The 26605-nt window shown below is 36.9% G+C and carries 18 protein-coding genes; 10 read left to right on the top strand and 8 right to left on the bottom strand.

What is annotated here, in order from left to right:
* The first annotated feature begins 14 nt into the window (after positions 1–14).
* From CUN59_RS06440 to CUN59_RS06415, 6 genes are all read left to right on the top strand, one after another.
* Complete coding sequence (locus CUN59_RS06440; protein WP_104387062.1) at positions 15–3728, top strand: hypothetical protein; 3714 nt, start codon at positions 15–17, stop codon at positions 3726–3728.
* A 90-nt stretch (positions 3729–3818) separates the two neighbouring features.
* On the top strand, positions 3819–4634 hold the full coding sequence (locus CUN59_RS06435) for a Tic22 family protein (protein ID WP_104387061.1): 816 nt from the start codon (positions 3819–3821) through the stop codon (positions 4632–4634).
* Positions 4635–4759: 125 nt separating this feature from the next.
* Positions 4760–5656, top strand: coding sequence for a peptide chain release factor N(5)-glutamine methyltransferase (prmC, locus tag CUN59_RS06430; RefSeq protein ID WP_104387060.1), 897 nt, complete (start codon positions 4760–4762; stop codon positions 5654–5656).
* Positions 5657–6021: 365 nt separating this feature from the next.
* Entirely contained in the window at positions 6022–7140 is a 1119-nt protein-coding gene (locus CUN59_RS06425; RefSeq protein WP_104387101.1) for a ferrochelatase, read from the top strand.
* Positions 7141–7527: 387 nt separating this feature from the next.
* On the top strand, positions 7528–8580 hold the full coding sequence (locus CUN59_RS06420) for a dipeptide epimerase (RefSeq protein ID WP_104387059.1): 1053 nt from the start codon (positions 7528–7530) through the stop codon (positions 8578–8580).
* Positions 8564–9631 (top strand): N-acetyltransferase DgcN family protein, encoded by a 1068-nt coding sequence (locus CUN59_RS06415; protein WP_104387058.1) that lies wholly within the window; start codon positions 8564–8566, stop codon positions 9629–9631. The genes CUN59_RS06420 and CUN59_RS06415 overlap by 17 nt, the downstream gene beginning before the upstream one ends.
* Positions 9632–9686: 55 nt before the next feature.
* On the opposite strand, the gene CUN59_RS06410 is transcribed toward CUN59_RS06415, so the two are convergent.
* From CUN59_RS06410 to lgt, 4 genes are all read right to left on the bottom strand, one after another.
* Positions 9687–15101 (bottom strand): trifunctional serine/threonine-protein kinase/ATP-binding protein/sensor histidine kinase, encoded by a 5415-nt coding sequence (locus tag CUN59_RS06410; protein WP_104387057.1) that lies wholly within the window; start codon positions 15099–15101, stop codon positions 9687–9689.
* Complete coding sequence (locus CUN59_RS06405) at positions 15098–15412, bottom strand: phenylpyruvate tautomerase MIF-related protein (protein ID WP_104387056.1); 315 nt, start codon at positions 15410–15412, stop codon at positions 15098–15100. Before CUN59_RS06405 ends, CUN59_RS06410 begins: the two co-directional genes overlap by 4 nt.
* 82 nt (positions 15413–15494) lie before the next feature.
* The gene (gene cobM, locus CUN59_RS06400) at positions 15495–16385 is read right to left on the bottom strand and encodes a precorrin-4 C(11)-methyltransferase (RefSeq protein WP_104387100.1); all 891 of its coding nucleotides are present in this window, start codon (positions 16383–16385) and stop codon (positions 15495–15497) included.
* A gap of 125 nt (positions 16386–16510) precedes the next feature.
* Complete coding sequence (gene lgt, locus CUN59_RS06395; RefSeq protein WP_104387055.1) at positions 16511–17386, bottom strand: prolipoprotein diacylglyceryl transferase; 876 nt, start codon at positions 17384–17386, stop codon at positions 16511–16513.
* 201 nt (positions 17387–17587) lie between these two features.
* Between lgt and coaD the strand changes: the two genes are divergently transcribed.
* Positions 17588–18166, top strand: coding sequence for a pantetheine-phosphate adenylyltransferase (gene coaD / locus CUN59_RS06390; RefSeq protein ID WP_104387054.1), 579 nt, complete (start codon positions 17588–17590; stop codon positions 18164–18166).
* Positions 18049–18744, top strand: coding sequence for a DivIVA domain-containing protein (locus CUN59_RS06385; protein WP_133164004.1), 696 nt, complete (start codon positions 18049–18051; stop codon positions 18742–18744). Before coaD ends, CUN59_RS06385 begins: the two co-directional genes overlap by 118 nt.
* A gap of 322 nt (positions 18745–19066) precedes the next feature.
* On the opposite strand, the gene CUN59_RS06380 is transcribed toward CUN59_RS06385, so the two are convergent.
* Both CUN59_RS06380 and CUN59_RS06375 read right to left on the bottom strand, forming a co-directional pair.
* Positions 19067–20659 carry a 2-isopropylmalate synthase gene (locus CUN59_RS06380; protein WP_104387052.1) on the bottom strand — a complete coding sequence of 531 codons (1593 nt, stop codon included), beginning with the start codon at positions 20657–20659 and terminating at the stop codon, positions 19067–19069.
* A 226-nt stretch (positions 20660–20885) separates the two neighbouring features.
* Positions 20886–21407, bottom strand: a complete 522-nt coding sequence (locus CUN59_RS06375; protein ID WP_104387051.1) for a LabA-like NYN domain-containing protein — start codon at positions 21405–21407, stop codon at positions 20886–20888.
* A gap of 852 nt (positions 21408–22259) precedes the next feature.
* Between CUN59_RS06375 and CUN59_RS21360 the strand changes: the two genes are divergently transcribed.
* Positions 22260–22397, top strand: a complete 138-nt coding sequence (locus CUN59_RS21360) for a hypothetical protein (protein ID WP_165790168.1) — start codon at positions 22260–22262, stop codon at positions 22395–22397.
* Here the strand turns inward: CUN59_RS21360 and CUN59_RS06370 are convergent.
* Positions 22394–23557: an acyltransferase family protein gene (locus tag CUN59_RS06370; RefSeq protein WP_279327287.1), complete on the bottom strand. Its 1164-nt coding sequence runs from the start codon at positions 23555–23557 to the stop codon at positions 22394–22396. The two genes, CUN59_RS21360 and CUN59_RS06370, sit on opposite strands and share 4 nt — an antisense overlap.
* 185 nt (positions 23558–23742) lie before the next feature.
* On the opposite strand from CUN59_RS06370, the gene CUN59_RS06365 reads away from it, so the two are divergent.
* A complete protein-coding gene (locus CUN59_RS06365; protein ID WP_104387049.1) occupies positions 23743–25323 on the top strand; it encodes a glycoside hydrolase family 10-like protein in 1581 nt (526 codons plus the stop codon).
* Between the two features lie 196 nt (positions 25324–25519).
* Here the strand turns inward: CUN59_RS06365 and CUN59_RS06360 are convergent, their stop codons facing one another.
* A complete protein-coding gene (locus tag CUN59_RS06360) occupies positions 25520–26539 on the bottom strand; it encodes a tRNA dihydrouridine synthase (RefSeq protein WP_104387048.1) in 1020 nt (339 codons plus the stop codon).
* Positions 26540–26605 lie beyond the last annotated feature (66 nt).

The raw sequence follows: 26605 nt of genomic DNA, 5'->3' as shown, positions 1-26605 counted from the left end.
TAAGGTAATTTAACGTGACTCCCCATACTAATGAAATTAAGCAACTAATTGTAGAAATTGATCAATTACTATCTCAAAGTAGTAAGGGTCTTTCTAAATTCCTCTCTAATCAAGGACAACAAGAAAAAGAAATATTGCAGCGTGTTCGTGAGTTATTAAGCAAGCTAGATGAAGAGCAAATATCCCAGAATCAAGTTTTACAGGAAATCCCTAACCAATCTGTTAAAACAGGATTATCAGCCCTGATTACGCAATTTAAAGAGAATAGTAATGTTGATTCTGCATCACAATCTTTTTTATTGGAACAAGAAGCAACTAGTATTCAGACATTACAAATACAAGAACAACTCAATTTTGTACTTCAGCCATTGCAAGCAGAATTATCCAAACTTTTAGCAGAACGAGCCAGTCTGATTCAGGAAATTAGGCAATTAGAGCAAAAGCGACTACAAAACTATTCTTTAAGTCAGCAATTGGCAAATCAAGATCAGATAATTGCTGAATTTTTAGAAGTTCTCATGGGTCGTTTAGTACCCCATTTCAAATCATATACTAGTATCACAACTAATCCTGATCAAAAAAATTTAGAAGCTGTTACTTCTGCTATTGCACCTATTTTGGAATCAGCAGATAAAATCGAGCAGTTGACTAATTTTGCCCGGAACTTAGATCAAAGGTTACTCGCGCTAGATGGAACTGTCAATATTGTTTTTGAAGCCTTAGAACGGAATATTAATACTTATTATGAATCCTTATCCCAAGCATTAGCAAAAATGCACAATCAAGGGATGCAAGGTGAGCAATTAATGGCGAATTTTCTCAATAATTTGACCCAGTATTTACAACAGCAAGTCTTGGTGAATGAACCTGTGCTTTCTAGTGTAAATGTTCGTGCTATTCCATCATCACTACTAGAAGAATCAAATAATTTAGCCACTGGAAATAAACCTTTAGTCGCCCCTGGTTCTATCATAGAAGCAACCAATACAGAAAATGTACTTCCGGAGAGTCAATCTCTAGAAAGTCAACCTTTAGATATAGAACCAATTACATTATATACAGAATTATTAGCACAACCGCCACAGTCAGAAGAATATCAACCTGCACAAAGTACGGATGAAGTAGATGAACTTTATGCCAGTTTCTTTAATGCAAATACAGAAATTTCTGTACCAATAAATTTATCATTATTGGATGAAACCATCATAAGTAAAGATATTAGTTTATCTAGTAATTCAGAAATTTTAAATAATGATTTGTTGATAACAGAAATTAATGAGAAAACAGTTACTAATATAAATGAAATAATAACTGATACACAATTAAATGATTTACCAGTAACAATAAATAATAGCTTAGAAACTCAAGCACCAAATCAATTAGAACCTATTCAAACTGATGAGAATAGTGGTGATATAATTACGGTTTTAACTGATTTATTAATTGATACTGTTGATGAACAAGTACCATTAGAATCATTACAGAATCAGTTAGATAATTATATCCCAGCCCAGGCGGAGGAAAATCTACGCTCGTTAGTAGATAATGATAGCCCGGCAATTCCTGGAATTGTTTTGGATACACAACAGTTACAACAATTAGATCAAGATTTAGCTAATTTTGATCAACCATTAAATTCTCTCCCCTTACCCACACCAGAATTAAAAACTGAAACTCAGACAGATAATATAACTATAGTTACCAGTCCAGAAACAGATTCGAGTTCCACAACTCCAACATATATAGAAGCGAAAAAAGAAACCTTTTCTCAGTCTCCAGTTACCAATCAGCAGTCACCAATTACCGCTTCTCAAGTTTCCATTCCTCATGATGGTAATAATGATTTGGTGGACAGACATCATGTAGATCCCACTTGGTATTTAGGGATTGATATTGGCACAACTGGTATTTCTGCAGCTTTATTAAATCGGTCAAAATTGGTAATTTATCCAATTTATTGGTCAGCAGAACAGCAAGATGGAAGTTCTACTTTTCAGCAATCATTTCATTTACCTGCGGAAGTTTATTTGCCAAATAATTCAGCATCAAATCAGGGGAAAAATTCGGGAGAAGCGGCTGTTCCCCATATATGTTCAGCCCAGTTAAAGCCTTTTTTACAAATAGCAGTTCCCTACCAACAAGAACGGCAAAAATGGGAACCAATGTTACAGTTAAATGAATTTTGTGCCGGTCCATTAATTTGGGTTGTGCGATCGCTCTCAAAATTACTCTTAACATTGAGATCGAGTCAAACAAGCACCACACCCGCATTAATTGCCAATGCTTTGGGAATGAATCACGCCAATTTCTCCACAGTCATTAAAAATATCTCTGGTGTGATTTGTAGTTGTCCTTCTAATTGGACAGAACAATATCGCTTTAATATTCGGGAAGCTATTATTACCAGTAAACTGGTTTCCCATGCTCAACAAATCTTTTTTGTTGAAGAAGCGATCGCCTCCCTACTTCCAGAATTAGACACTTTTAATGGTCAACCAGTCAACATCACCAATAATGAGAACTTACAAATTCTTAAAACTAGCGATTATCCTCTATTAGGTAATACCCTCGCCATCAATATTGGGGCGATCGCCACAGAAATGTCCTTAGTAGACATACCAGCAAATTTAGACGAATTAACACATAACCATTTCATGCTCCACAATTTTGCCTATGCCGGCAAAGGCATGGAACAGGATATTATTTGTCAATTACTACTACCACCAAAATCGCGCCAAACCCTTCAACCAGGAGAATCTAATAATCAATCTGCTAACACTAATCCTTGGAATTGGCAACCCTCTATTCCTGGTTTAGACCAAATGCAATTTTCTAGTTTAGGTTTAGAAACACTCACATTACCAAAAGTAGGAGAACCAGATACACAAGCGCGAATAATCTTCCAACAACGTCTAGAAAGTTCCCTGCTCGGACAAGCCTTATTAGATGCAGCCTTAGCTTTGAAATTAATCCTCCAGCATCAAGAAAGCTTTACCCTAGAATTAGCAGATCAGCGCTGGGTATTACAGCGTCGAGACTTAGAAAGCCAAGTATTTGTCCCCTTTGTCCGTCGTCTCAACCGAGAACTGAATAAATTATTAGTAGCTCGTGGTATTCCCACCGAAGCCATTAACCAAGCCATCCTTAGCGGTGGAGTAGCTTCCGTTGGTACTATCAACCGTTGGTTACGGCAAAAACTACCCAATGCCAAAATTATTCAAGATTCATATCTCGGTGAAAATGGCGCTCCTAACTGTAGCCGCGTTGCATTAGGTTTAGCGATGTTACCATTACATCCCCAAATTCTAGACATATCTAGACAACAATACACAGACTATTTCTTGTTCTCGGAATTGCTGAAAATATTACCCAACCGGACTCTATCCTTTGGTGAAGTCTTGCAGTTATTTGAAAGTCGTGGTATAAATACCCGCAACTGTCAACAGCGATTATTAGCTTTCTTAGAAGGTGAACTACCATCCGGTTTAATTCCTGCACCTTCAGACAGTCTGTGGTTAACCCATCACTCTCAAGAAAACCCTGATTACATAACCATAGCTTCCTTGAAACCAGGAAATTCTCCCCTAGTTGAGAAACAAGGTAATCTTTCCTATCGTCCCAATTATCAACAAGTCCAGTTTTTATTACGTTATTTAGATACCATCAAATCTAGTACCGTTCAATCTCTAGACGAACCCTATACTTACCTACTACAGAGTCAAGTTTAAATGGGTAATTGTTAACTCATCACCTCTTCCCCGTCATTTGTGATATTCAAAACATCAGGATATCACTTATCCGTGGCGAAGAAATATAATATGACTGTAAAACTTTTGGCTGGGGCTACAGAATTAACACAAGGAGTAATCATGAAATTATTAGTACGTTGGGGTATAACACTGAGTCTAGCAAGTAGCGTCATGTTTGCAGGACTATCAGGCATGAATAATATGCAAGCTTTGGCACTACCACAGGAGCAAGTAGTCAAAACCTTACAGGAAGTACCCATTTTTACACTGACCAATCCTCAAGGAGAATTTGTCGTCATCTCCAGAAAAAATGACTCTAAAACTATTTCGCAAATAGGCTTTTTTCTGAGTAAAAAAGATGCTCAAACTTTTCTAGACGGTAGACTGAAAAAAGAAAATCCCCAGTTAGCCAGCACTATTCAGGTTAGACCTGTTTCTTTAGCAGATTACTATAAATTAGTCTTAGAAAATAATAAGAAAAAAGACTCCAATGTAGTTTTTACCTTAGTGCCGACAAAACAACAAGTTGATGTAGCCAGAAATATGGTTAATAAAGACGGTAAAGGTCAGCAATTTAATGGTATTCCCTTATTTGTGCCAAAATTCAAACAAGGAAATAGCTATTTAACCATTCCCCAAGGTAATCAACGTTTAATTCCTTTCTACTTTGAAAAAGAACAGGCATTAGCTCTTTTAGAAGAGTTCAAAAAAGCTAAACCCCAAGAAGCAGCAAATACAGAAATCCAAGTTGTAGATTTGTATGGAGTAATTGATACTCTCAACAGTAGTAATGATCCGACTGTTAACAAAATTTTGTTGTATCCATCACGGGAATCAATCGAATTTATTCGTTCTATCGTTCAGAACCAACCGAAGAAAAAATAATGTAAGTATAGCAGGAGGCAGAAGGAAATTTTTCTGTTCCCAGTTAAGAGTTCCCTGTTCCCTGTTCCCTGTTCCCAGTTAGAGTTCCCTGTTCCCTGTTCCCTGTTCCCTGTTCCCTGTTAACTATGTTAAAGCCAAATCAAATAGTTTCTGGTTTAGAACTTTGGCAGTGGCGAAATGCGGCAATTCAAGCTGCCATAGCAGTGGATATATCTCCCAAAGAGATAGATTGGCTATTAGAAACAATAGCTAATTTAGACCGATTAACCTTACGTTTAGAAACTTTCAAAACCTGGGAGCAAATTTCCATTTCATTGTCTTTCACAGAATTAGAAAACTTGTGGCAAAGACGATTAAATGACAGCTTACCAATACAATATATTGCTGGGATCACCTCTTGGCGGAAATTTCAACTCACAGTTTCTGATGCAGTTTTAATTCCTCGACCAGAAACAGAAATATTAATTGATTTGGCTGTAGCTGCCGCTAATGATGAAATCAAAGCAGGACAGTGGGCAGATTTGGGAACTGGTAGCGGTGCGATCGCTCTAGGACTAGTAGAAGTATTCAGTAATGCTACAATTCATGCAGTAGATATTAGTCCAGCAGCTTTAGGAGTTGCACAAACCAACGCTGAAAATTTAGGTTTTAGAGAACGGATTGAATTTTATCAAGGTTCTTGGTGGCAACCCCTAGAATTCCTCAAAGGTCAGTTTAGTGGCATGATATCAAACCCGCCTTATATTCCCAGTGATACTGTACTAACTTTACAGCCAGAAGTGGTTAAACATGAACCCCATTTAGCCTTAGATGGTGGTGCAGATGGTTTAAACTATATTCGTCATTTAATAGCAGTTTCCCCTGATTATTTGCGTCCTGGTGGGGTGTGGTTGATTGAAATGATGGCAGGACAAGCGGAAACGGTACGGGAATTATTAGAAAATAATGGTAATTATAGAGATATTTCTATTCATGCTGATTTGGCAGGAGTTGAACGTTTTGCTGTTGCTTATAGGAATTAAATTCCTACTCAACAGGATCTAGGACTTATGCACCGTACAAATTCACCATGATGTGGATTAACCAAAATCCCTCGTTTCAGGTTTTGGGGATTAACTTCTGCTCAATAGCGATAGTGAAGCACTGCTGCAAGCAGTTCGCTAAAAAATCATCGCAAAATCGGGTTTAAATTCCTGAAAGTCATACCCCCTATTTGGTATTTCCTGTCCATGGGTAAGTCCTAGGATCGTTCAATACCTGACAATGTATATTTTTATGTTTATATTTATCCTATCCCCCTGGATAGGATATTATGCTACCAAGTGAGAGAGATAATCTAGAGTTTCTAGGGTTCTCTCCTGATTTTGGTTATCTTGAGGAACTCATTGTGGTTGCAACCCCGGAAAAACTGCACGCTACCCATGGCCACGACCATTTACCAAGTAAAGACCGTGTAGCCGTATTGCTAATGGGTTATGGCGAAGTTGAAAGCTATGAAGATTTTGCTAATTATAACGAACAAGCTTTAAATTTACTGACTGCTAAATTTGCACCTGTTCCTAATTGGATTTATCCCCCTTTAGCCAAGCTTTTGGCATTATTTGATCGTCATGAGTGGGGACACACGCATCATGATTTTATTTCCCCACATAATGCGATATTTGAAAGGCAAAGGGCAGGACTTGAACACGAATTACAACATAAATGGGGTAGTGGTGTTCAAGTTTTTAAAGCTTTTAATTTCTGCGCTCCTTTTTTACCAAACCAAGTTTTAGCCGAGATTAAAAGTCAAGGCTTTAGCAAACTTCTGATTTATCCATTATTAGTAGTTGATTCCATTTTTACCAGTGGTATTGCCATTGAGCAAGTGAATAATGCACTTGTGGAATTAGCTGATGGTGATGAACATTGGATAAAAGCCCAAAGATATATTCCCTCTTTCTACAATGAGCCAGAATATATTGATTTAATGGCACATTTGGTAGAAGAAAAAATCCATACAGATTTATCTACAGGTTATCTACCTTCCCAAATTGGTATTGTGTTGATGAATCATGGTTGTCCCCACAAAGCTAAGGGCTTTACATCGGGAATTGATGAAAGTCAAGCCATGTATGAGTTAGTTAGAAATAAGTTAATTAACAATTACCCGTTAATTTCTGTGGGTTGGTTGAACCACGATACCCCATTAATTGAATGGACACAACCCAATGCCACCGTAGCTGCTCAAAATTTGATTCAATTGGGTGCAAAAGTTATTCTATTTATGCCCATTGGTTTTGCCACAGAAAATCATGAAACTTTGTTAGATGTCCATCACATTATTCATGATTTAGAAAAACAACATCCAGATGTAGATTATTTACAAATGGCCTGTGTTAATGATGATCCAGAATTTTTAGCAATGGTAGCTAATTGGGCAAATCCCCATATTGCTGAGTTGATGGAAACGGAAGGAATGGCCGTTAATTCACATTCAGCTATTCATCATCATCACCATCATTAGGTAGAAAATCTCTATTAGTGGGAAAATAAATATCTAGAAATCTGATAGTTTTTAGGGTGGGTCTTACCTACCCTATTATTATTTGTATAGTTTGTAGCAAGGAACAGGGAACAGGGAACAGGGAACAGGGAACAGGGAACAGGGAACAGGGAACAGGGAACAGGGAACAGGGAACAGAGTTGAAAGTCATGAGAGTGTATAGTTTTTTAGGTAAATTCTGTATCTCATTCAAGTGCATAACGCTATATTAAATAAATAGTTATTACGAAGATTTAGAAATTAGTGGTTAATAAGTAGTGTGGGGAAAGATGCAAGAATGAAGGTTTTCTAGCTTGTGCTTTTCCCCAGTTTTTACCATAATTTTATTGAAGACTTACTCTTTTTTATATGAAAATTAGTTTTCAAACCTTTACTGTGAATAAAAGATTTCCCTTAACAATTAGTCGCGGTACTACCTCACAAACAACAAATATCTGGTTACAAATTACCGACGAGGAAATTATAGGTTGGGGGGAAGCGTCGCCTTTTGGTGTGGGCAACCATCGGCAATCTACTGAACAAATCCAAGAAACTTTGCAGCAAATTACACCTAGGTTGCAAAAATTTAGCCCTTGGCAACATCAAGAAATTGAGGCAGTATTAGAACAAATGCAAGTTCCTTCTGCGGTTAGGGCGGCTTTGGATATGGCATTACATGATTGGTTAGGTAAGCGGGTGAATTTACCTTTATGGCAACTATGGGGACTGGATAAAAATGCTATAGTTCCAACTTCTGTCACCATTGGGATTAATTCCCCAGCAGGTGCGAAGTCCAGGACACGGGACTGGTTAGAATTTATGGATGTGCAGTTATTCAAGGTAAAATTAGGCTCTCCGGCTGGAATCACCGCAGATCAGGAAATGTTGTTAGCAGTACAGGCAGAAGCAGGGGGAAAGGATGTATTTGTTGATGCCAATGGTGGCTGGAGTTTAACGGATGCTATCAGTATGTGTGGGTGGTTAGCCGATCTGGGGATAAAGTATGTAGAACAACCTTTAGCTAGGGGTGAAGAAGCTAATTTAGCCGAGTTAAAAATACATTCACCATTACCAATTTTTGTAGATGAAAGTTGCTTTACCAGTGCGGATATTACCGGATTAGCTGACTATGTAAATGGAGTAAATATCAAGTTAATGAAATCTGGGGGAATTACCGAGGCTATACGAATGGTACATACAGCTAAAGCCCATGGTTTACAAGTAATGTTTGGCTGTTATTCTGACAGTTCTCTAGCTAATACTGCTGCTTTACAACTTGCACCACTAGCTGACTATTTAGATTTAGATAGTCATCTGAATTTAATTGATGATCCTTTTAGTGGTGCAATTCTTGAACATGGCCGACTTGTGCCAAATAATTTACCTGGTTTGGGAGTGAAATATAGTGCGTCTGTCGCTTAATCAAAGAATAGCAATTCTCCTCCATGAAGGAGTGACGGGAGTTCAGGGAAAAACGGGGTTATCAATTTTACGCTACAGCGAATCTCAGATTGTGGCTGTAATTGACAGAGAATCTGTAGGTAAATCTTTAGTTGAGTTAACAGGTATTAAACGGGATGTGCCAATTGTGGATTCTCTCGCCGCGTCCTTACAGTATAAACCGGATGTGTTAGTGATTGGCATTGCCCCCAAAGGTGGGGCTGTTCCTGATGATTATTGGGTAGATGTTAAAGATGCTCTGACAGCGGGAATGTCTTTGGTAAATGGATTACATACACCATTGGCAAATATACCGGAGTTAAACGCGCTCCTCAAACCAGGACAATTAATCTGGGATGTACGCAAAGAGCCGGCTAATTTGGATGTTGCATCGGCAATGGCGCGGACTTTACCCTGTCTGCGGGTGTTAACGGTGGGAACGGATATGGCCATTGGTAAAATGTCCACCAGTCTGGAATTACACAGGGCGGGTAAACGGCGGGGTTTACGTTCTAAGTTTTTAGCTACCGGTCAAACCGGATTAATGTTGGAAGGGGACGGAGTAGCTTTAGACGCTGTGCGAGTAGACTTTGCTGCTGGTGCGGTGGAACAGTTAGTAATGCGTTTTGGTCAGCACTATGACATTCTGCATATTGAAGGGCAGGGTTCGCTTTTACACCCTGGATCAACGGCAACTTTACCTTTAATTCGCGGTTCTCAACCCACACATTTAATTTTAGTGCATCAAGCAGAACAAACCCATAACCGTAATAATCCCAATATTCCTATTCCTCCTTTACTAGAGGTAATTCGGATGTATGAAATGGTGGCTAGTGGTGCGGGGGCTTTTGGTCGCGTTCCTGTGGTGGGAATAGCTTTGAATACTAGGAATTTAGGTGAATTGGAGGCAAAAAATGCGATCGCTCAAACCACAACGCAAACAGGTCTACCTTGTACCGATCCCATTCGCTTTGGGGCGGACTTACTCTTAAATACTATAGGAATAGTCAATAATATGGTAGGTGACAGGTGACAGAAGGCAAGAGGTAATTTTCTTCTTCTTTCTGAACTCCTGAGTCCTTACAAATTTATCCGACTGGTTGATACAATTTAGTGGGAATTTCAATAATAAACTCTGTTCCTTCTCCGGGTACAGAGATACAATTTAATCTACCGCGATGTTTATCAACCACAATTTGATAACTAATTGATAATCCTAAACCTGTACCTTCTCCTACAGGTTTGGTAGTAAAGAAAGGATTAAATATCTGTTTTTTCACTTCGGCATTGATCCCCGTACCATTATCTTTAATTCTGATTTGAATCCAATCATTATTAATAGATTGAGTCTGAATTATAATCTGGCTAGGATTATTTTTTCGTTCTGCTTTAGATAAATTATTTTCCCGTTCTTTGAGAACATCAATCGCATTACTAATAATATTCATAAATACCTGATTTAGTTGAGAAGCATAACATTGAACTAAGGGAAGATCGCCATAATGTTTCATGACTACATTAGAATGTCCTAATCTTTCATGGAATCTGGGTTGTAAAATCATTAATGTACTATCAAGTCCTTCATGAATATCAACAGGTTTTATTGCTGACTCATCTAAACGAGAAAAATTCCGTAAACCTAAAACTATTTTGCGAATACGTTCTGAACCAATCATCATAGAATCAAATATTTTAGGTAAGTCTTCAATGATAAAATCAAATTCATTATCTTTTTTATATTTTTCAATATTGGTTGTAGTCTGGGGATATTCTTGTTGATATAACTTCAGAAGCTCAATAATACACTCAATATAATTACTCGCGTGTTCAATATTGGCATAAATAAAATTGACAGGGTTATTAATTTCATGGGCAATACCCGCCACCATTTGCCCTAAACTAGACATTTTTTCCGTTTGAATTAATTGAGATTGTGTAGTTCTTAACTTATACATTGCTTCTTCTAACCGCATATTTTTTTCATTTAATTCTTGAGTTCTTTGAGCAACTTTTTCCTCTAAATTACTATAAAGTTGGGCATTTTCTAAAGAAATAGCAGCTTGGGAAGCGAGGAGATTTAATATTCTTAATCTATCAGCAGTAAACGCGCTCACAGCCAGATTATTTTCTAAATAAAGAATACCGATTAATTGCCCTTTATTTAAAATAGGTGTACATAATATAGATTTCGGCTGAGTTTCAATTATATATACATCATGAGCAAAATCGTGGGTATCATTAGCATCACTAATTAATAAATATTCTTGTGTGTTACCCACATAATTAATAATACTTAACGGTAAATTTTGACAATTGTTAATTGGTATATTATATAATTCACATTGATTCTCATTCTCACATTGGGCAACTAAAATTAACTTACTTTCTTTGGTTAAAATTAATGCAGATTTAGTTGCGGCAACATTTTCTAATATCACCTGCATGAGAGTATCTAATAATTTATTGATTTGAATTTCTGAAGAAATGGCAAAATAGGCTTTAGTAACAGTTTCTAAATCCAATAATGCAGAAACACCTGTTAAACTGGGTTTACTAATTAATGTACTAACTTCACCTTCTGTTAATTTAGTTTTTGTTTGATAAATTATCGGTTCAAGTAATTGAGGATAGGTCTTTTCTAAATCTTCTATTTTAGCTTTAGCTCCCCAATTAGCGTAACAATAATAAGCATCTATTAGATAAGTTTGGGCAATTTTTTCTTTATGAAAACTTAGATAAAATCTACCAGCTAATTCATTAGCTAAACCTTCTTCGTGAATATACTTGTTTTCTTTTGCTCCAGCAATTGCTTGATCATAAAGCTCCATCGCTTCCCAGTTATTACCCAATACTCGCGCTGTTTCTGCGGCAATTAAATCATACTTATGCTGATAATTCATTGGTGCATATTTAGCCCAATTTCTCATTTGTTCTTGATTAGATATAACCTGTTGTAAATATTCTTTTTGCTGACTAACTGACTGATGAGGATATTCTGCCAATAGAGATAAAGAATAATAAAAATTATACTGACTTGTTGTTACTTGTCCAATCACAAATTGTAAATAATATTGACCTTTTCGGGAATTTCCTATAGCCAAATTAGGACAACTAAAGAAGTAATAAAAGATAGTTTTAGCTAAATATAATGAAAAAAGTGTAGTTGAAGCGTGAGTTTGGAGCAGAATGGGTAAAAATTCTGACTCATTAAAAAAATCACCATCAAATATTTGTTTATTTTCAGGATTTTCCGATAAATTTAAAACTAGCTGATACCATATTTTATGCAGTAAAACAGTACCTTCTTGCTTCAAGCTATACATTAAAAAAATAGAGTTTTTTAATTGCTCAGATATATAAGATAAATTTTCACCACTGAGGATCATATTTAGATTATATATTGATGAGCAGTAACCAACATATTCTATATCTCCAGTTTCTAGTCCAATTTGTAACCCTTGTTGTAAACTAGGGATTGTTTTCCGCAAATGTTGTTTCCAAAATAAAATATTGGTATTCCACATGACTAAAACCCGGCATTTAATAGTTCTAGCATCAAATTTATCTAATATATTTAAAGCTAGTTCGCCATAACGATATCCAGTTGGAATATCTGCAAAGAAACCGCAGAGAATTAAACCATAATTCACGTATCCATGAGCCGAAAATGGAGCATTACCATATTTTACTGATAAATTAATCATGGTAAATATGATAGCTGGAAATAATTCTGGATCAACAAAATAACTAGCCGCAGTCATATTCGCTAAAATCCGCATTACGGCCAGTTTATCAGCAGCTATCATGGGCGGTAAATTAATTAATTCATCAACATTTAAGTTAACTGGAGGTGCTTTTTCTAAGTTAACTCCTAATAAGTTGACTAAATTTAAACCTGTCTCAATTGCTTTGAGTATTTGCACTTGAGACATATATATTTGTATTTGCGCTTCATATACCTTAACTTGATCAATCAAATTAGTCGCATTTTGTTTAACTGATTGTATATATATTTCTGCTTGCTCAAAATTGATATTCAAATATTCGGCTTCGACAATTTCGGTATACAAATTTAAAGTTAATTCATACTCATATTCCCAGCTATCTACTCCTAAAAGTCCTAAACCAACTTTTAAATATCTGATAGCAGCTTCATAAGCTGTAGACGATTTAGCTTTACAACCAGCCATTAAATTTAATTTCGCTAACTCATATTTTTCAGCCTGATTAGTAATTAATTCTAGACCAATATTTAATTGATTGACGATGGCAAATATCTTTTCTTCCCATTCTCCATCAGGGGTATTTTTTAACAGCAATTTACCAATTTTTAAATGTGTGGCTGCTTTATCAACATCGGGAATTAATAAATAAGCAGCTTGCTGAACTCTATCATGGAGAAATTTATATTCAACTATGATTGATTCAGGATTATTAGCTGTTAAATTGGCATTAAAAATATCAAATTCTGATTGAGCATCCGTAAAAAATTTATACCTTTCATCTTGGGGAATAATTAACCCTTCCTGCAAAGCATTCCATAATTCAGCCGCTATTTGTGGTAGAGATTTTGCACAAACTATGGATAAGGTATATAAATCAAATTGGTTGCCAATACAAGCTGCTATTTTTAAAATATTTTGGGTATTTTTAGGTAATTTTTCTAACTGAATTTTCAAGAAATTCACTACATCATCATGATGATATAAAGCTTTGGCAGCATTAATATCACACTGCCAATAACCCAGGCTAAAATTAAAAGTAATTAATCCATCTTCATATAAGGATTTAAGTAACTGATTTGTAAAAAATGGATTACCTTGAGTTATGCCTAAAAGTAGTTCTGCTACATCTTGACTATGTGATTCTGGACAAGATAAAGTATCTGTAACTAATAGCTTAATATCAGATTGATCTAAGGGTTTTAAAGTAATTTGATTAATGGTGATATTCTCTTGACGAATATCATCTAAAGTCATGATTAAAGGATGACCTAAATTAACTTCATTATCTCTATATGCACCAATTAATAATAGATACTTGGTATCTTTGACACTCATTAATAATGTGATTAATTTTAAAGAAGCTATATCAGCCCATTGTAAATCATCCAGGAAAATAACTAATGGATGTTCGCTAGTAGCGAAGACCTGAATAAATTTGCCAAATAGTAAATTAAAGCGATTTTCGGAAGCATTAGCTGTGAGTTCGGGAACTGGTGGTTGTTTACCAATAATATTTTCTAGTTCTGGAATCACATCAATAATTATCTGTGCTTGTTCTCCTAAAATAGATAAAATATTAGTCTTCCATTCTTCTAATTGCACTGTATTTTCAGTGAGTAGTTGTCTCATCAGGTTACGGAATGCTTGTACTAAAGCAGAAAAAGGAATATTCCTCTGGAATTGGTCATATTTACCAGAGATAAAATAACCTTTTTCTCGAACTATTGGTTTATGAACTTCATTAACAAGGGCAGTTTTACCAATTCCAGAAAATCCCGCTACTAATAGTAATTCTTTATCACCAACACTAACATTTTCAAAGGCACTTAGTAAGGTGGTAATTTCCTTTTCTCTACCATACAGTTTCTCATAGATGAGAAAGCGATCGTTAATATCTCTTTTGCCTAATTCAAAGTTACTAATTTCACCCTCAGTTAATAACATTTGCTGACAAATTTCTAAATCATGTCTAATTCCTCTAGCAGTTTGATATCTTTTATCCGGGTTTTTTGCCATTAATTTCATAATCATATCTGCGATTATCACCGGAATTTGCGGATTAATTACTTGCGGATACACTGGCTCTTTGGCTATATGATAATATACCATTTCTAAATGGTTTTGACTATAAAAAGGTAATTGTCTGGTGAGTAATTGATAAAAACTAACTCCCAAAGAATAAAAATCAGTACGGTAATCTATTCCTCTATTCATTCTTCCCGTTTGTTCAGGAGACATATAGGTAAGAGTTCCGGCTAATATATTCGGGGGTTGAACATCTGCTGTTTCTTTAGTTAATAGGGAGGAAATACTAAAATCTATCAGTTTGATTTGCTGAGTGCGGGGATTAATTAAAATATTTTTCGGCTTAATATCTTTATGAATAATTTTATTTTCATATAAACATTCTAAGGCTTTAGTAATGGCAATACCAATAGTTAAAAAAATGTTTAAATCTAAGGTTTTATCATTGACATATTCAGTTAAAGATATGCCATAAAAATCTTCTAAGATTAAAGCATAGGTATTTCCATATTGTTCTAATCCATAACATTTAATAATATTAGGATGATTGATTTGTTGACTAATGGTAAATTGATGTTTAAAAACAATTAAGTCCTGCAATCTAGGATATTGGGAATTAAGAACTTTAATAATAACTGGAGTTTGTGTTTTTTCTTGTTGACCACGATAAATGGTAGTTTTTTCACTAGCATAGATCAGTTCAGTAATACTGTAACCAGAAATAGTAATGGTAAAGATATTATTTTTATTCATAAGTGTAAGGAGTCAATATAAATACGGTTTTTAGGTACATTTAAAAATTGGTTAATTTCCTGGCAAAAATCCTGACTCATTGCCTTTGTTTGTTCTGGTTTCATTGTGCCAACACTCTTAATTTCTAGATAACAAACTGGTTCTGTAGTCCCAGCAAAGGTCATAGGAACTTCTGCTTCAAAAGCTTTCATAACATAGGATTCAGGTTTGCCAGTATGTTGAGCTAATTTAGCAGATAGAACTTTCAGCAAAGATTCAATTTGAGATTTTTCTGGAGTAGAAACAGAGGTTTTAACTTTAATTAAGGGCATAATTTTGATTTAAAATTAGTAAATGGGTAATGGATAGTGGGTAATAGAGAACAGGGAAGATAAGATAAAAATATTCTTTTCTTCATTCTTCATTCTTCATTGTGGACTCCTGTAGGGGCGAACGGCAGTTCTCCCCTACTGACTCCTGAACTCCTGAACTCCTAAATTTATGTGATGAACGAAATAAATGATTATGTTCAGGATGATATAAACGGGAACGTCCAATTATTGGTAATAATGCCGGACTAATGATATAAAGTGTAGTCCGTAGTAATTTTTCTTCATAAGTAGCAACAGCCATTTGTGATAGTGGAACAATGCAGATTTTTTCATCCGGCCACCCCAAACGGTAGCAAATTGCTACTGGAGTATCTTGATCATAATGTTCTAACAATTTAGCTTGGGCTTCAGTGATATGACGCGCACTCAGATATAAACATAAGCTAGCTTGATGGGCGGCTAGAGTAGCTAATTCTTCCGTTGCAGGTACATAAGTGCGGCCACTAATGCGGGTGAGAATAATAGTTTGCACCAAACCGGGAACGGTTAACTCGATTTTTAATTTCGCTGCGGCGGATTGAAAGGCACTGATACCAGGAATAACTTCAAAAGGAATATTAGCATCTGCTAATAACTGCATTTGTTCATGAATAGCACTGTAGAGACTGGGATCACCAGAATGCAGTCTAACGACAGATTGATGCGATCGCACTGCATCAATCATAATGGGTAAAATTTCTTCTAAAGTCCGATCTGCGGTTTTGATAATTTCCGCATCTGCACGACAAACATCTAAAATTTGCTCAGGAACTAAGGAGTCTGCGAATAAAATCACATCAGCCGCAGCCAGCAATTTTTGCCCTCTCACCGTTAATAAATCAGGATCTCCCGGACCTGCACCGACAATATAAACTGCTGGTTTTAGAGAATTTTCATACTTAGAAAAAGTCAAATTATTAGTAGATTCACTCATTAATTTTATCTTGAAAAACGCTGCAAAAAAAACTTTGGGCATTTCCTCAGTACCCTTCCGGATTCACCTCCTTTGCCTAGTAGAAATAGATGGTAGATGCACCCTGGTTAAGCCCTGGAGATTAATTACTCGGGGGCATTTTTTTGTGTATTTAAGGGTGAAACAACATCCGGTAAAGGACGTTTGAGAACATACAACCAAGCTAAACCGAGTAATCCTAAAGTCATCCCCCCTAAACTTACCATCTGTGCCATCCGTAAAGAACCAAGCATTAAACTATCTGTGCGTAAACCTTCAATCCAAAACCGCCCTAAGCTATAGGCTATCCCATAAACTAAAAATAACGTCCCTACTTTCAAAAATGATTGCTTAGATAAAGCGCGAAAAAATAGAGTCAATAGTAGGACAAATACCATTAAATTCCACAAAGATTCATACAAGAAAGTGGGATGAAAATATTCAAAATTAACTAAATCCACAGGACGATGATCTGGGGGAATATATAACTTCCAAGGTAAATCTGTGGGAGTGCCAAAGGCTTCTGAGTTGAAAAAATTACCCCAACGTCCGATGGCTTGCCCTAAAATTAGGGAAGGTGCGACTAAATCGGTTAGTTGCCAAAAAGATATTTTATTCAATCTGGCAAAAATTAAAGCTGCAATGATACCGCCAATAATGGCCCCATGAATAGCAATACCCCCTTGCCAAATGGCAATAATTCGTTCTGGGTGCTGGGAATATTCTGACCATTCAAACAGAACATAATATAGCCTAGCAGCAGGTATAGCTCCGATCACTAGCCAAATTGATAGATCACTAATTAAATCTGGGTTGACATAACGACGCTTGGCTAAATACTGAGAAAGACTTACACCAAGTAATACAGCCCAGGCAATTAACAAACCATACCAACGAATAACTATTGGACCTAGTTTAACGACAATTGGACCAGGAGAAGTAAATTGAAACCCCAAGGGCAAAACCGAAAAATCCATGATCATGCAAAATTACCTATAGGAATATGAAGTTTATGGGAAGGAAATTAAGGAAGGCAAAAGGTAAGAAGCAAGAGTAGTGTACATTATCTCATATCTCCTCAGCCTCCTGATCCCCTGCCATTATTGCCAATTCTGAAACATCAGATGTTAGATTCAATTAAGTTCTGTGCAAAAGCTGTTAATATAATTACCTAAAATAACATTGTGATTGCTATTTATCCTGGTAGTTTTGACCCGATCACCTTGGGACACCTAGACATAATAGAGCGCGGTAGTCGCCTATTTAAACAGGTGATAGTTGCCGTCCTCCGAAATCCTAATAAAACCCCATTATTTACGGTGGAGCAAAGATTATTACAAATTCAGCTATGTACACAACATTTACCAAATGTGTCAGTGGACAGTTTTCATGGTTTAACCGTAGAATATGCCCAAATGCAACAAGCGCAAGTTTTGTTACGGGGGTTAAGAGCGGTTTCTGACTTTGAAATTGAGTTACAAATGGCTCACACTAATAAAACGCTGTCTACTCAAATTGAGACAGTTTTTCTGGCAACATCAAATGAGTATAGTTTTTTAAGTAGTAGTGTGGTAAAAGAGATTGCCAGGTTTGGCGGTTCTGTTGATCATCTTGTTCCCCCACATATTGCCCTAGATATATACAAATGCTACAACCAAAAGTCTCTAGTATCGAATCCAACCACAATGGCAGTCACTCCACCCGACGAGATTATCTCTATGGAGTCCCCGAAAATGGCAGTTCCACACCAACCATCGGAATAGATATTCAGGCAGAAATAGACCGTTTAGAGGAAATGATTCTCTCTAGTTTGAGAATTCCACTAACAGGACGCACCCTAGTAGATGAAGATAAATTACTCGAACACCTGGATTTTATCCGTCTTTCTTTACCTCCTGCTTTTCAGGAAGCACTAGATATTCTGGCACAAAAACAGGAAATTCTTCAAGAAGCGGAAGAATATGGACAACAAGTTGTAGATGTAGCCCAGGCCAAAAGATCGCAAATTTTGTTAGAAAGTGACATTATCGAGCAAGCCCGGCGAGAGGCTGACCAATTGCGGCGACAAGTGCAGCAAGATTGTGAAGCAATGATGCAGGACACATTGGATGAGATTGACCGCAAACGTCGCGCTTGTCAACAAGAATTAGAAGAAATGCGCCAAACTGCGATCGCTCAAGCTCAAGAAATCGAAGATGGTGCTGATCAATACGCTGATAATGTACTAGGCAATATTGAACAGGATATTCACTCCATACTCCAAATTATTACTAATGGTCGTAAACAATTACGCGGAGATAATTCCCCACAACGTCATGGTAATAACCCTAAAAAGAGATGAATTCTCTGTTAATTGGACTTAAGCAAAAAATACCGATTCATAGAAAATTGGTATTACGTGCTAAAAACAACCTTAATTAGCATAAAAGATTATGTAATTCCATTTTTATCAAAATGGTAAAAATCTTTACTTTGTACCATGTCCGTTTAATCACTTACGATATAGTTCATAATTGTATTGCTTTTTACCAATTACTAATTACCCATTACTAGCCTCAACATATATGATAAGTATTCAACCGGACATGATATTACTTAACGCCCATAAAAAAATCAAACCACATTAATGTGGCTTGATAAGGATAAACAACTATTTACATCTTTTAAGCTGTTACTTCCGTTTTAGATCCTTGCTCTAATGCAGCATACAATCTATTCAGTGCATTCACATAAGCCTGAGCCGATGCCACAATAATGTCTGTATTGGCTGCATGACCTGAAAATACACGGGATTGATGGCGTAAACGAATTGTTACCTCCCCTAAAGCATCAATACCCCCGGTGACTGATTGCACAGAAAACTCAATCAATTCATTCGGTACATTCACTACTCGATTAATAGCTTTATATACTGCATCTACTGGACCCGTACCAATAGCTGCGTCAGTTAATTCTTGTCCGTCAGGAGTGCGTAATGTTACTGTAGCCGTAGGTTGAGCATTACTACCACAGGAAACCTGTACTAACTCTACTTTAAATAAATCTGGTGCTTGTTGGATTTCGTCGTTAACAATGGCTTCCAAATCCCAATCAGAGATTTCTTTCTTTTTATCTGCCACTTCTTTAAACCGCACAAAGGCTTTATTCAGGTCATTTTCTGACAGTTCAAAGCCCAATTCTTTCAAGCGGGTACGGAAAGCATTTCTCCCGGAATGTTTACCCAATACTATTTGATTATCGGATAAACCAATCAATTGGGCATCCATGATTTCATAAGTGAGTTTATTTTTCAAAACTCCATCTTGATGAATTCCAGATTCATGGGCAAAGGCATTTGCACCGACAATGGCTTTATTTGGTTGCACCAACATTCCCGTTAAATTGGAAACCAAACGGGAGGTTTTATAGATTTGTTTGGTGTCAATATTGGTGAGTGGTGCTTCGGAATTTTCAGCCCGTCCCAAGAAGGGATTAAAATATTGTCTGCGGACGTGCAAAGCCATGACTAATTCTTCTAAGGCGGCATTTCCCGCTCTTTCACCAATCCCATTGATGGTACATTCTAGTTGACGAGCACCATTTTTCACAGATTCTAAAAAGTTAGCAACTGCTAAACCTAAATCGTTATGACCGTGAACGGAAATAATGGCTTTGTCAATGTTGGGGACGTTTTCGGTAATGCCTTTAATGATTGCCCCAAATTCGCTGGGTGTGGTGTAACCTACAGTATCAGGAATGTTAACAGTTGTTGCCCCGGCTGCGATCGCTCTTTCCAATACTTCATACAAAAATTCTGGATCAGATCGTCCGGCATCTTCAGGAGAAAATTCGACATCATCGGTGAAGCTTTTGGCATAGGCTACCATTTCTTCAGCGATCGCAATTACTTCTGGTTTGGTCTTTTTTAACTTATATTCCAGGTGAATATTAGAGGTAGCAATAAAAGTGTGAATTCTACCTTTAGCCGCAGGTTTGATCGCCGCCGCCGCCGCTTTAATATCATCGTGTCTAGCTCTGGCCAAACTACAAATTACCGGGCCATTTTCTGTACCCACTATTTGAGCAATTTTGCTCACTGCCTCAAAATCCCCAGGACTAGCAAAAGCAAAACCAGCTTCAATAATATCTACTCCTAAACGCGCTAGTTGCTTGGCAATAACTAGCTTTTCGTCTATGTTAAGAGTTGCTCCTGGACACTGTTCTCCATCTCGCAATGTGGTGTCAAAGATGATAATTCTATCGGCTTGTTTGCTCATGAGCTTAACCTCGGTTAGTTAGGAGAATGGACTGCATAACGTAAGAATTCAGGTGAGGTAAAAAGATCCCCGACTTCTGTGATCAATTTATCATTTATGGACACAATTAATCAAAGAAGTCGGGGATCTGGGTATGAACGAGCGCTATGGCTGAATACTCACAAAATAACTTGAACTATCAGTTTTAGTTTTTAACCTGGAGATTTGTAAATAAATACTAAGGTGATTAACCGTCAGTTTTTTCTATTCTGTCTCTTATATCGTTCAGGTCTATATATCTATCAGTAGCATTACGTAGCTCTCTAGCAATCATTCCTTCTGTTGATACTACTGTAATGTGCGTATTCTTGGAGCGTAAGAGTTCAATAGCTCTTTCAAAATCACCATCTCCACTGAATAACACAACTCTGTCATATTGATCTACTGTATTAAACATATCAACGACAATTTCAATATCTAAATTCGCTTTTTGCGAGTACCGACCAGAAGCATCATCATAATATTCTTTGAGGATTTTGGTGCGGACTGTATATCCTAAACTGATGAGGGCATCACGGAAACCTCTTTGATCTTGGGGGTCTTTTAATCCAGTATACCAAAAGGCATTGATTAACGTAGTTTCTGACTGTTCGTATTTAAAGTATTCTAAAACGCGACGGGGATCAAAAAACCAACCATTTTTTTGTTGAGCATAGAACATATTGTTTCCGTCTACAAAAATAGACAGACGATTCATTGGAGAACCCATAAAAATTTACACCTAATAATAGATAAGAATGATTAGAGGGAAGAATAGATTATAGCAATTATCAAGTGGTAATTTCGCTAATATCTTTAAGGTACATAATTATGTATAGCTATTATCTTACCTCTTTTAAACCAAAATTTTGGATCAAATATCCAAGTCGAGATCGAAATTATTTAACTCCTTTCACCTCCATTACTTAATAAGGATGTTCACTGATCAAAATCTACCAAAAAAATTGACATACTAGCAGGAATGTGGTCTAGATAATATGCGATTTTACTCCTAAAGAGGTATAATATAGGACTTGTAGTAGAGTATAGCCTAACATCCAGCAATAGACTTTTACATCAACTTTAGAGATAACTGGGGTCAATTATCTATCCTTGAGGACATAGACATGTCCATTGAGGATACGGATCTAGGATATCCTAAATGAACCACTAATATTTGCACAATACTCTATGATACCAGTTTGAATAAGTTGATGATAGCTATATAAATTTTTATTACAATTACCCCTATCGGGTATTACCAGGCAGATTCAGTCACATAGTGGCGGAGATGTATCTGTATCAAGTTCTTTTCCAGGAAATGTACTTGTACATCTGGTCGGGGAATTAGACAATAGTGGATTAGGGGATAAAATGGTCATTTAAGTCTTAAACTTGTAGTTTTTTGTAGTCGAACTGGTTTCTGAATCAATAAAAGTGTTGTACTTAAACTAATCAGTAACATAATATGGCATAAGAGCCTATATCTAGCTTAACTAAAAAATCCGCTTCTGGTGGTAAATCAGGAAAGCAGTGTCACAGAGGATTAGGCTTACATCATCCTCTTAGTAGTACTTCTGCCTTGATGGCAGCATTACTCAGCTTTGCTGGCGATGTTGAGGTGGAATGGATGGAAAATCAAGTGGTAACAACTTGGTTTCAACTTCCTGAACCGATCAATCCCCCAGAAGATATTGTTATTTTAGCAATTGATAATTAAATTTTGAGAAACCAACGACGGCGATACATACCATAAAGTATTACCCACCATAATATAACATTGGCGATCGCAAATAATAACGAACCATTCAAATCTCCAGCCCAAGCACTAAACCAGTTTTGATAAATCCAAGTTTTCACAGATATGGCATTTGTACCATTACCAATTGGAGTTTTTATTAATAGTCTACCTAACAAACCCGAACCAACAAATAGAAAAATGGCATTTAAACCCATGACTTCTAAGGGAAAACCCCATCTTTTTAAACCCCGTACTTCTACAAGTTGATAACACAAAGCTAATACTAATAATGCCCAACCAGCAGTATAAACAACATAGGAACTTGTCCACAAAGATTTATTAATGGGAAATACAAAATCCCATAATTTTCCAATTACTAAAAAAGCTAGACCTACAATCAATAAATTGATGCTAGTTTGATTTTTAACTGGCTGTTTTTTTAACCATAAACCAGTAAAATAACCAATTAACACAGTTACCACCGATGGTAAAGTGCTAAATAAACCTTCTGGATCAAATGGCCCACCTTTATATAGGTGTTTTTTTCCTAATAAAATGCTGTCAATATAACCGCCTAAATTACCTTCTGCTGTTAAATTTCCCGCACCATAACCAGGAACAGGAATTAGTTGCATGGCCACCCCATAAGCAATGAGTACAACACCTGCAAATATCCACAAACTGCGCTGGGGTAGCTGGAGAACAGCGAAAGCAGCAATAACATAAGCTAAACCAATGCGCTGTAAAACTCCCATGATTCGGATTGTACTGAAATCTAATGCTATACCTTTAAATAGCAAATCAAGTAACATGGTAGATAAAGTTAACAGCAAACCCAAGGCAAATAATATCAAACCTCGGCGAATAATCCGGGTGTAAACTTGAGGAGTAGGACGGTTTTCTGGTGTGTATTTAGCTAAAGAAAAAGGCATTGCAACACCAACAATAAATAGGAAAAAAGGAAATACTAAATCTGTGGGTGTGCAACCATGCCATTCTGCGTGTTCTAAAGGCGGATATATGTGATCCCAACTACCAGGATTATTAACTAGGATCATAGAAGCGATCGCAATTCCCCGGAAGACATCGAGGGAAACAAGGCGCGGGGATGGAGTAGAATCTTTAAGTATTGCTGACACTGAAAATTTCAACTACCAAAAATTTGGATATCAAAGATGATACAGTTTGTTTTACATTATGAACTAAAAATTTTTTTATAACGGTATGTACTAGAATAAAAGATAAAATTTATCTAATAAACATACACTAAAATACTTACAACAACTTTGTTACCTGTTCCCCGTTCCCTTGCTATATCAAGATTGTGAATATCAAAACTATTCTTCTGAGTGGACTGTTAGCGATCGCCTCTAGTGCTGCAATTCCTACAATTGCTACCGCAGTTCCAGCACAAACCCAAAAAATCAAACTCAGTTCTCAAAATATTATCCCCCCAACGGTCCCAAGAGAATTTCGGGGAGCTTGGATTGCTACAGTATTAAATATAGATTGGCCTTCCAGATCAGGATTAACCACACAGCAACAAAAAACAGAACTCCTGGCTATTCTAGATCGTGCTGTAGCCTTGAAACTCAACGCGGTAGTTTTCCAAATCCGTCCTGCGGCTGATGCCTTGTATAATTCTCCCTATGATCCTTGGTCTGAATCCATAACCGGACAAATGGGTAAACCACCAACTCCTTTTTATGATCCTTTGGAGTTTGCAGTCACGGAAGCACATAAGCGGGGTTTAGAATTACACGCTTGGTTTAATCCCTACCGGGCTTATCACGCCAGTTCCAAATCACCAATTTCTCCTAAGCACATCAGCAAAACTCAACCAGAATTAGTTAAGCAATATGGTAAATATCTCTGGTTAGATCCAGGAGAAAAAGCAGTTCAAGACCTGACAATTAAAGTAATTCAAGATGTAATTAACCGCTATGATATAGACGGTGTTCATATTGATGATTATTTCTACCCCTATCCTGAAAAAGATAAACAGGGAAAAAATATCGAATTTCCCGATCAAACCAGTTGGCAAAAATATGTTAGTTCCGGTGGTAAACTAAACCGCAGTGATTGGCGACGGGAAAATGTCAACACACTAATTCAAAGAATATATCAGACAGTTAAAAGTCAAAAACCTTGGGTGAAAGTTGGTATTAGTCCCTTTGGTGTTTGGAAACCTGGCAATCCTCCCCAAATATCTAATAATAATAACAGTACAGGTTTTAATCCCTATGAACAACTCTACGCAGATTCTCGCAAATGGTTACAACAAGGTTGGTTAGATTACCTATCTCCTCAATTATATTGGCGCATTGAACAAACAGCCCAAAGTTATCCGGTTCTTCTTAACTGGTGGTTAACACAAAATAATCAAAATCGGCTGATTATCCCCGGACTTTATACCAGTCGTGTAGCTAATCCATCTCAGCAAAATTGGTCAGCCCAGGAAATAATCTATCAGATTCGTACAACTAGAGGTTTTGCTGGTACTGGTGGTCATATTCACTTTAGTATCAAACCTTTGATAGAAAATAAAGGGGGAATTTCTAATTTACTACCCCAAGAAGTTTATACCCAACCTGCTTTAACTCCTGCTTATCCTTGGTTGAATAATCAACCACCAGGTAAACCAGAATTAACAATTACTAAAGACCAAAAATCAGGACAGCTACAACTGAATTGGCAAGCCAAAGGTCAGCAAAAAACCCAGTTATGGGTGTTACAAACTCAAATAGGCAATGAATGGAAAACCAATATTTTACCCTTAGAAACAACTTCCTATTTATTGACTAATCCTCAAATTCAAAATGTGGCCATTTCCGCAGTCAGTCGTTATGGAATTCAGGGAGAAATTACGGTGATGGGAGTAAAAGAGAATTTGATTAAAAAATAATCGTTTAACTTTCTGTTTTTATTGTCAAAACTGTATTTAATTGATACAACAGGTAATAAGTTGTAGGGTGCGTCAGACTGCATAAATCCTGTAAATAAACAGATTGTTGATATCTGACACCCTGCCTGTAAAAATCATCCGACGTTAGATAAAAGTAAATAAGGAGTTTTAAAGCTGATAGTCTCATTTTCAATAGTTACACCATCAAATAAGGTGCTAGGGCTAAAGTTTTGCTCATATCAACAACAAGAAAGCGATCGCACACATTAAACAATTCTAACTCCGTTTGTGCCTTTCGCATCAACCGCAGAAAATGACCTTCAGTATCAACACTGAGAGCAATGTAATTAAGGAACATTTTCAAGTAGCCTACACGTGCTCTCTCTGGTATGGTTGACGCTGTGGGAGTTTGCCATAAACGCTCAATATAGTTACGTACTTCTACTAAAGGCACTGGTGTAATCTGCTCCCCTCCTAAAGCCTGGCGAATTTGATTAAAAATCCAAGGATTACCAATTGCCCAACGTCCCACCATCACCCCCGCCGCCCCGGTTTGAGAAAGCACTTCTAGGGCAGTTTTTGCCGAGTTAATATTACCATTAGCCAGCACTGGACAATCAACCTGCCGCACCGCTTCCGCAATCAAATTATACTTAACTTCCCCCTGATACATCTCTTTCACCGTGCGACCATGTAAACTCAGTAAATCAATATTGTGGCGATTGATTATATCTAGTATTTTGTAAAAGTTATCTGTATTTTCAAAGCCTACGCGCATCTTCACTGTTAAAGGTTTATCATTCACCGCAGCACGCAATTCTCCCAAAATCTCATCCACTGTTTCCGGTTCTCGTAGCAACCCGCCGCCAACATTTTTGCGGTAAATTCGAGGTACGGGACAACCCATATTTAAGTCTACCCCGGCAATATTATATTGACAGAGTTCCTTGGCTGTTCTCACTAAGTCGGGAATACTTTCGCCAATCATTTGGGCAAAAACGGGGCGACCTGTATCATTTTCGGTAATTGCTGCCAGAATTTTACAATTCAGTCGTGAGGTATCATGGACGCGGAAATACTCGGTAAAGAAGTAGTCAGGACTACCATAATGGGCAATGACTTTCATAAACCAGAGGTTTGTTACATCTTGCATGGGTGCAAGTGCGGTAAATGGTAGGTCTTTTTGAAGCGAAGGGGGAAGCAATACCTGGGACATAGAGAAGTTGATAAATAGAAAAACCCAATATGATCAACAATTTCTTATTTTAACTATTCGCCGTAA

The sequence above is a fragment of the Cuspidothrix issatschenkoi CHARLIE-1 genome, from assembly GCF_002934005.1.
Lineage (GTDB): Bacteria > Cyanobacteriota > Cyanobacteriia > Cyanobacteriales > Nostocaceae > Cuspidothrix > Cuspidothrix issatschenkoi.
This window is presented reverse-complemented; position numbering and strand designations above follow the sequence as displayed.

Coding starts and splice junctions, on each gene's coding strand:
- CUN59_RS06435 (WP_104387061.1), top strand. CDS start 3,819: ATGACTGTAAAACTTTTGGCTGGGGCTACAGAATTAACACAAGGAGTA.
- prmC (WP_104387060.1), top strand. CDS start 4,760: ATGTTAAAGCCAAATCAAATAGTTTCTGGTTTAGAACTTTGGCAGTGG.
- CUN59_RS06420 (WP_104387059.1), top strand. CDS start 7,528: ATGAAAATTAGTTTTCAAACCTTTACTGTGAATAAAAGATTTCCCTTA.
- CUN59_RS06410 (WP_104387057.1), bottom strand. CDS start 15,101: ATGAATAAAAATAATATCTTTACCATTACTATTTCTGGTTACAGTATT.
- CUN59_RS06405 (WP_104387056.1), bottom strand. CDS start 15,412: ATGCCCTTAATTAAAGTTAAAACCTCTGTTTCTACTCCAGAAAAATCT.
- cobM (WP_104387100.1), bottom strand. CDS start 16,385: ATGAGTGAATCTACTAATAATTTGACTTTTTCTAAGTATGAAAATTCT.
- lgt (WP_104387055.1), bottom strand. CDS start 17,386: ATGATCATGGATTTTTCGGTTTTGCCCTTGGGGTTTCAATTTACTTCT.
- CUN59_RS06385 (WP_133164004.1), top strand. CDS start 18,049: ATGCTACAACCAAAAGTCTCTAGTATCGAATCCAACCACAATGGCAGT.
- CUN59_RS06380 (WP_104387052.1), bottom strand. CDS start 20,659: ATGAGCAAACAAGCCGATAGAATTATCATCTTTGACACCACATTGCGA.
- CUN59_RS06375 (WP_104387051.1), bottom strand. CDS start 21,407: ATGGGTTCTCCAATGAATCGTCTGTCTATTTTTGTAGACGGAAACAAT.
- CUN59_RS06360 (WP_104387048.1), bottom strand. CDS start 26,539: ATGTCCCAGGTATTGCTTCCCCCTTCGCTTCAAAAAGACCTACCATTT.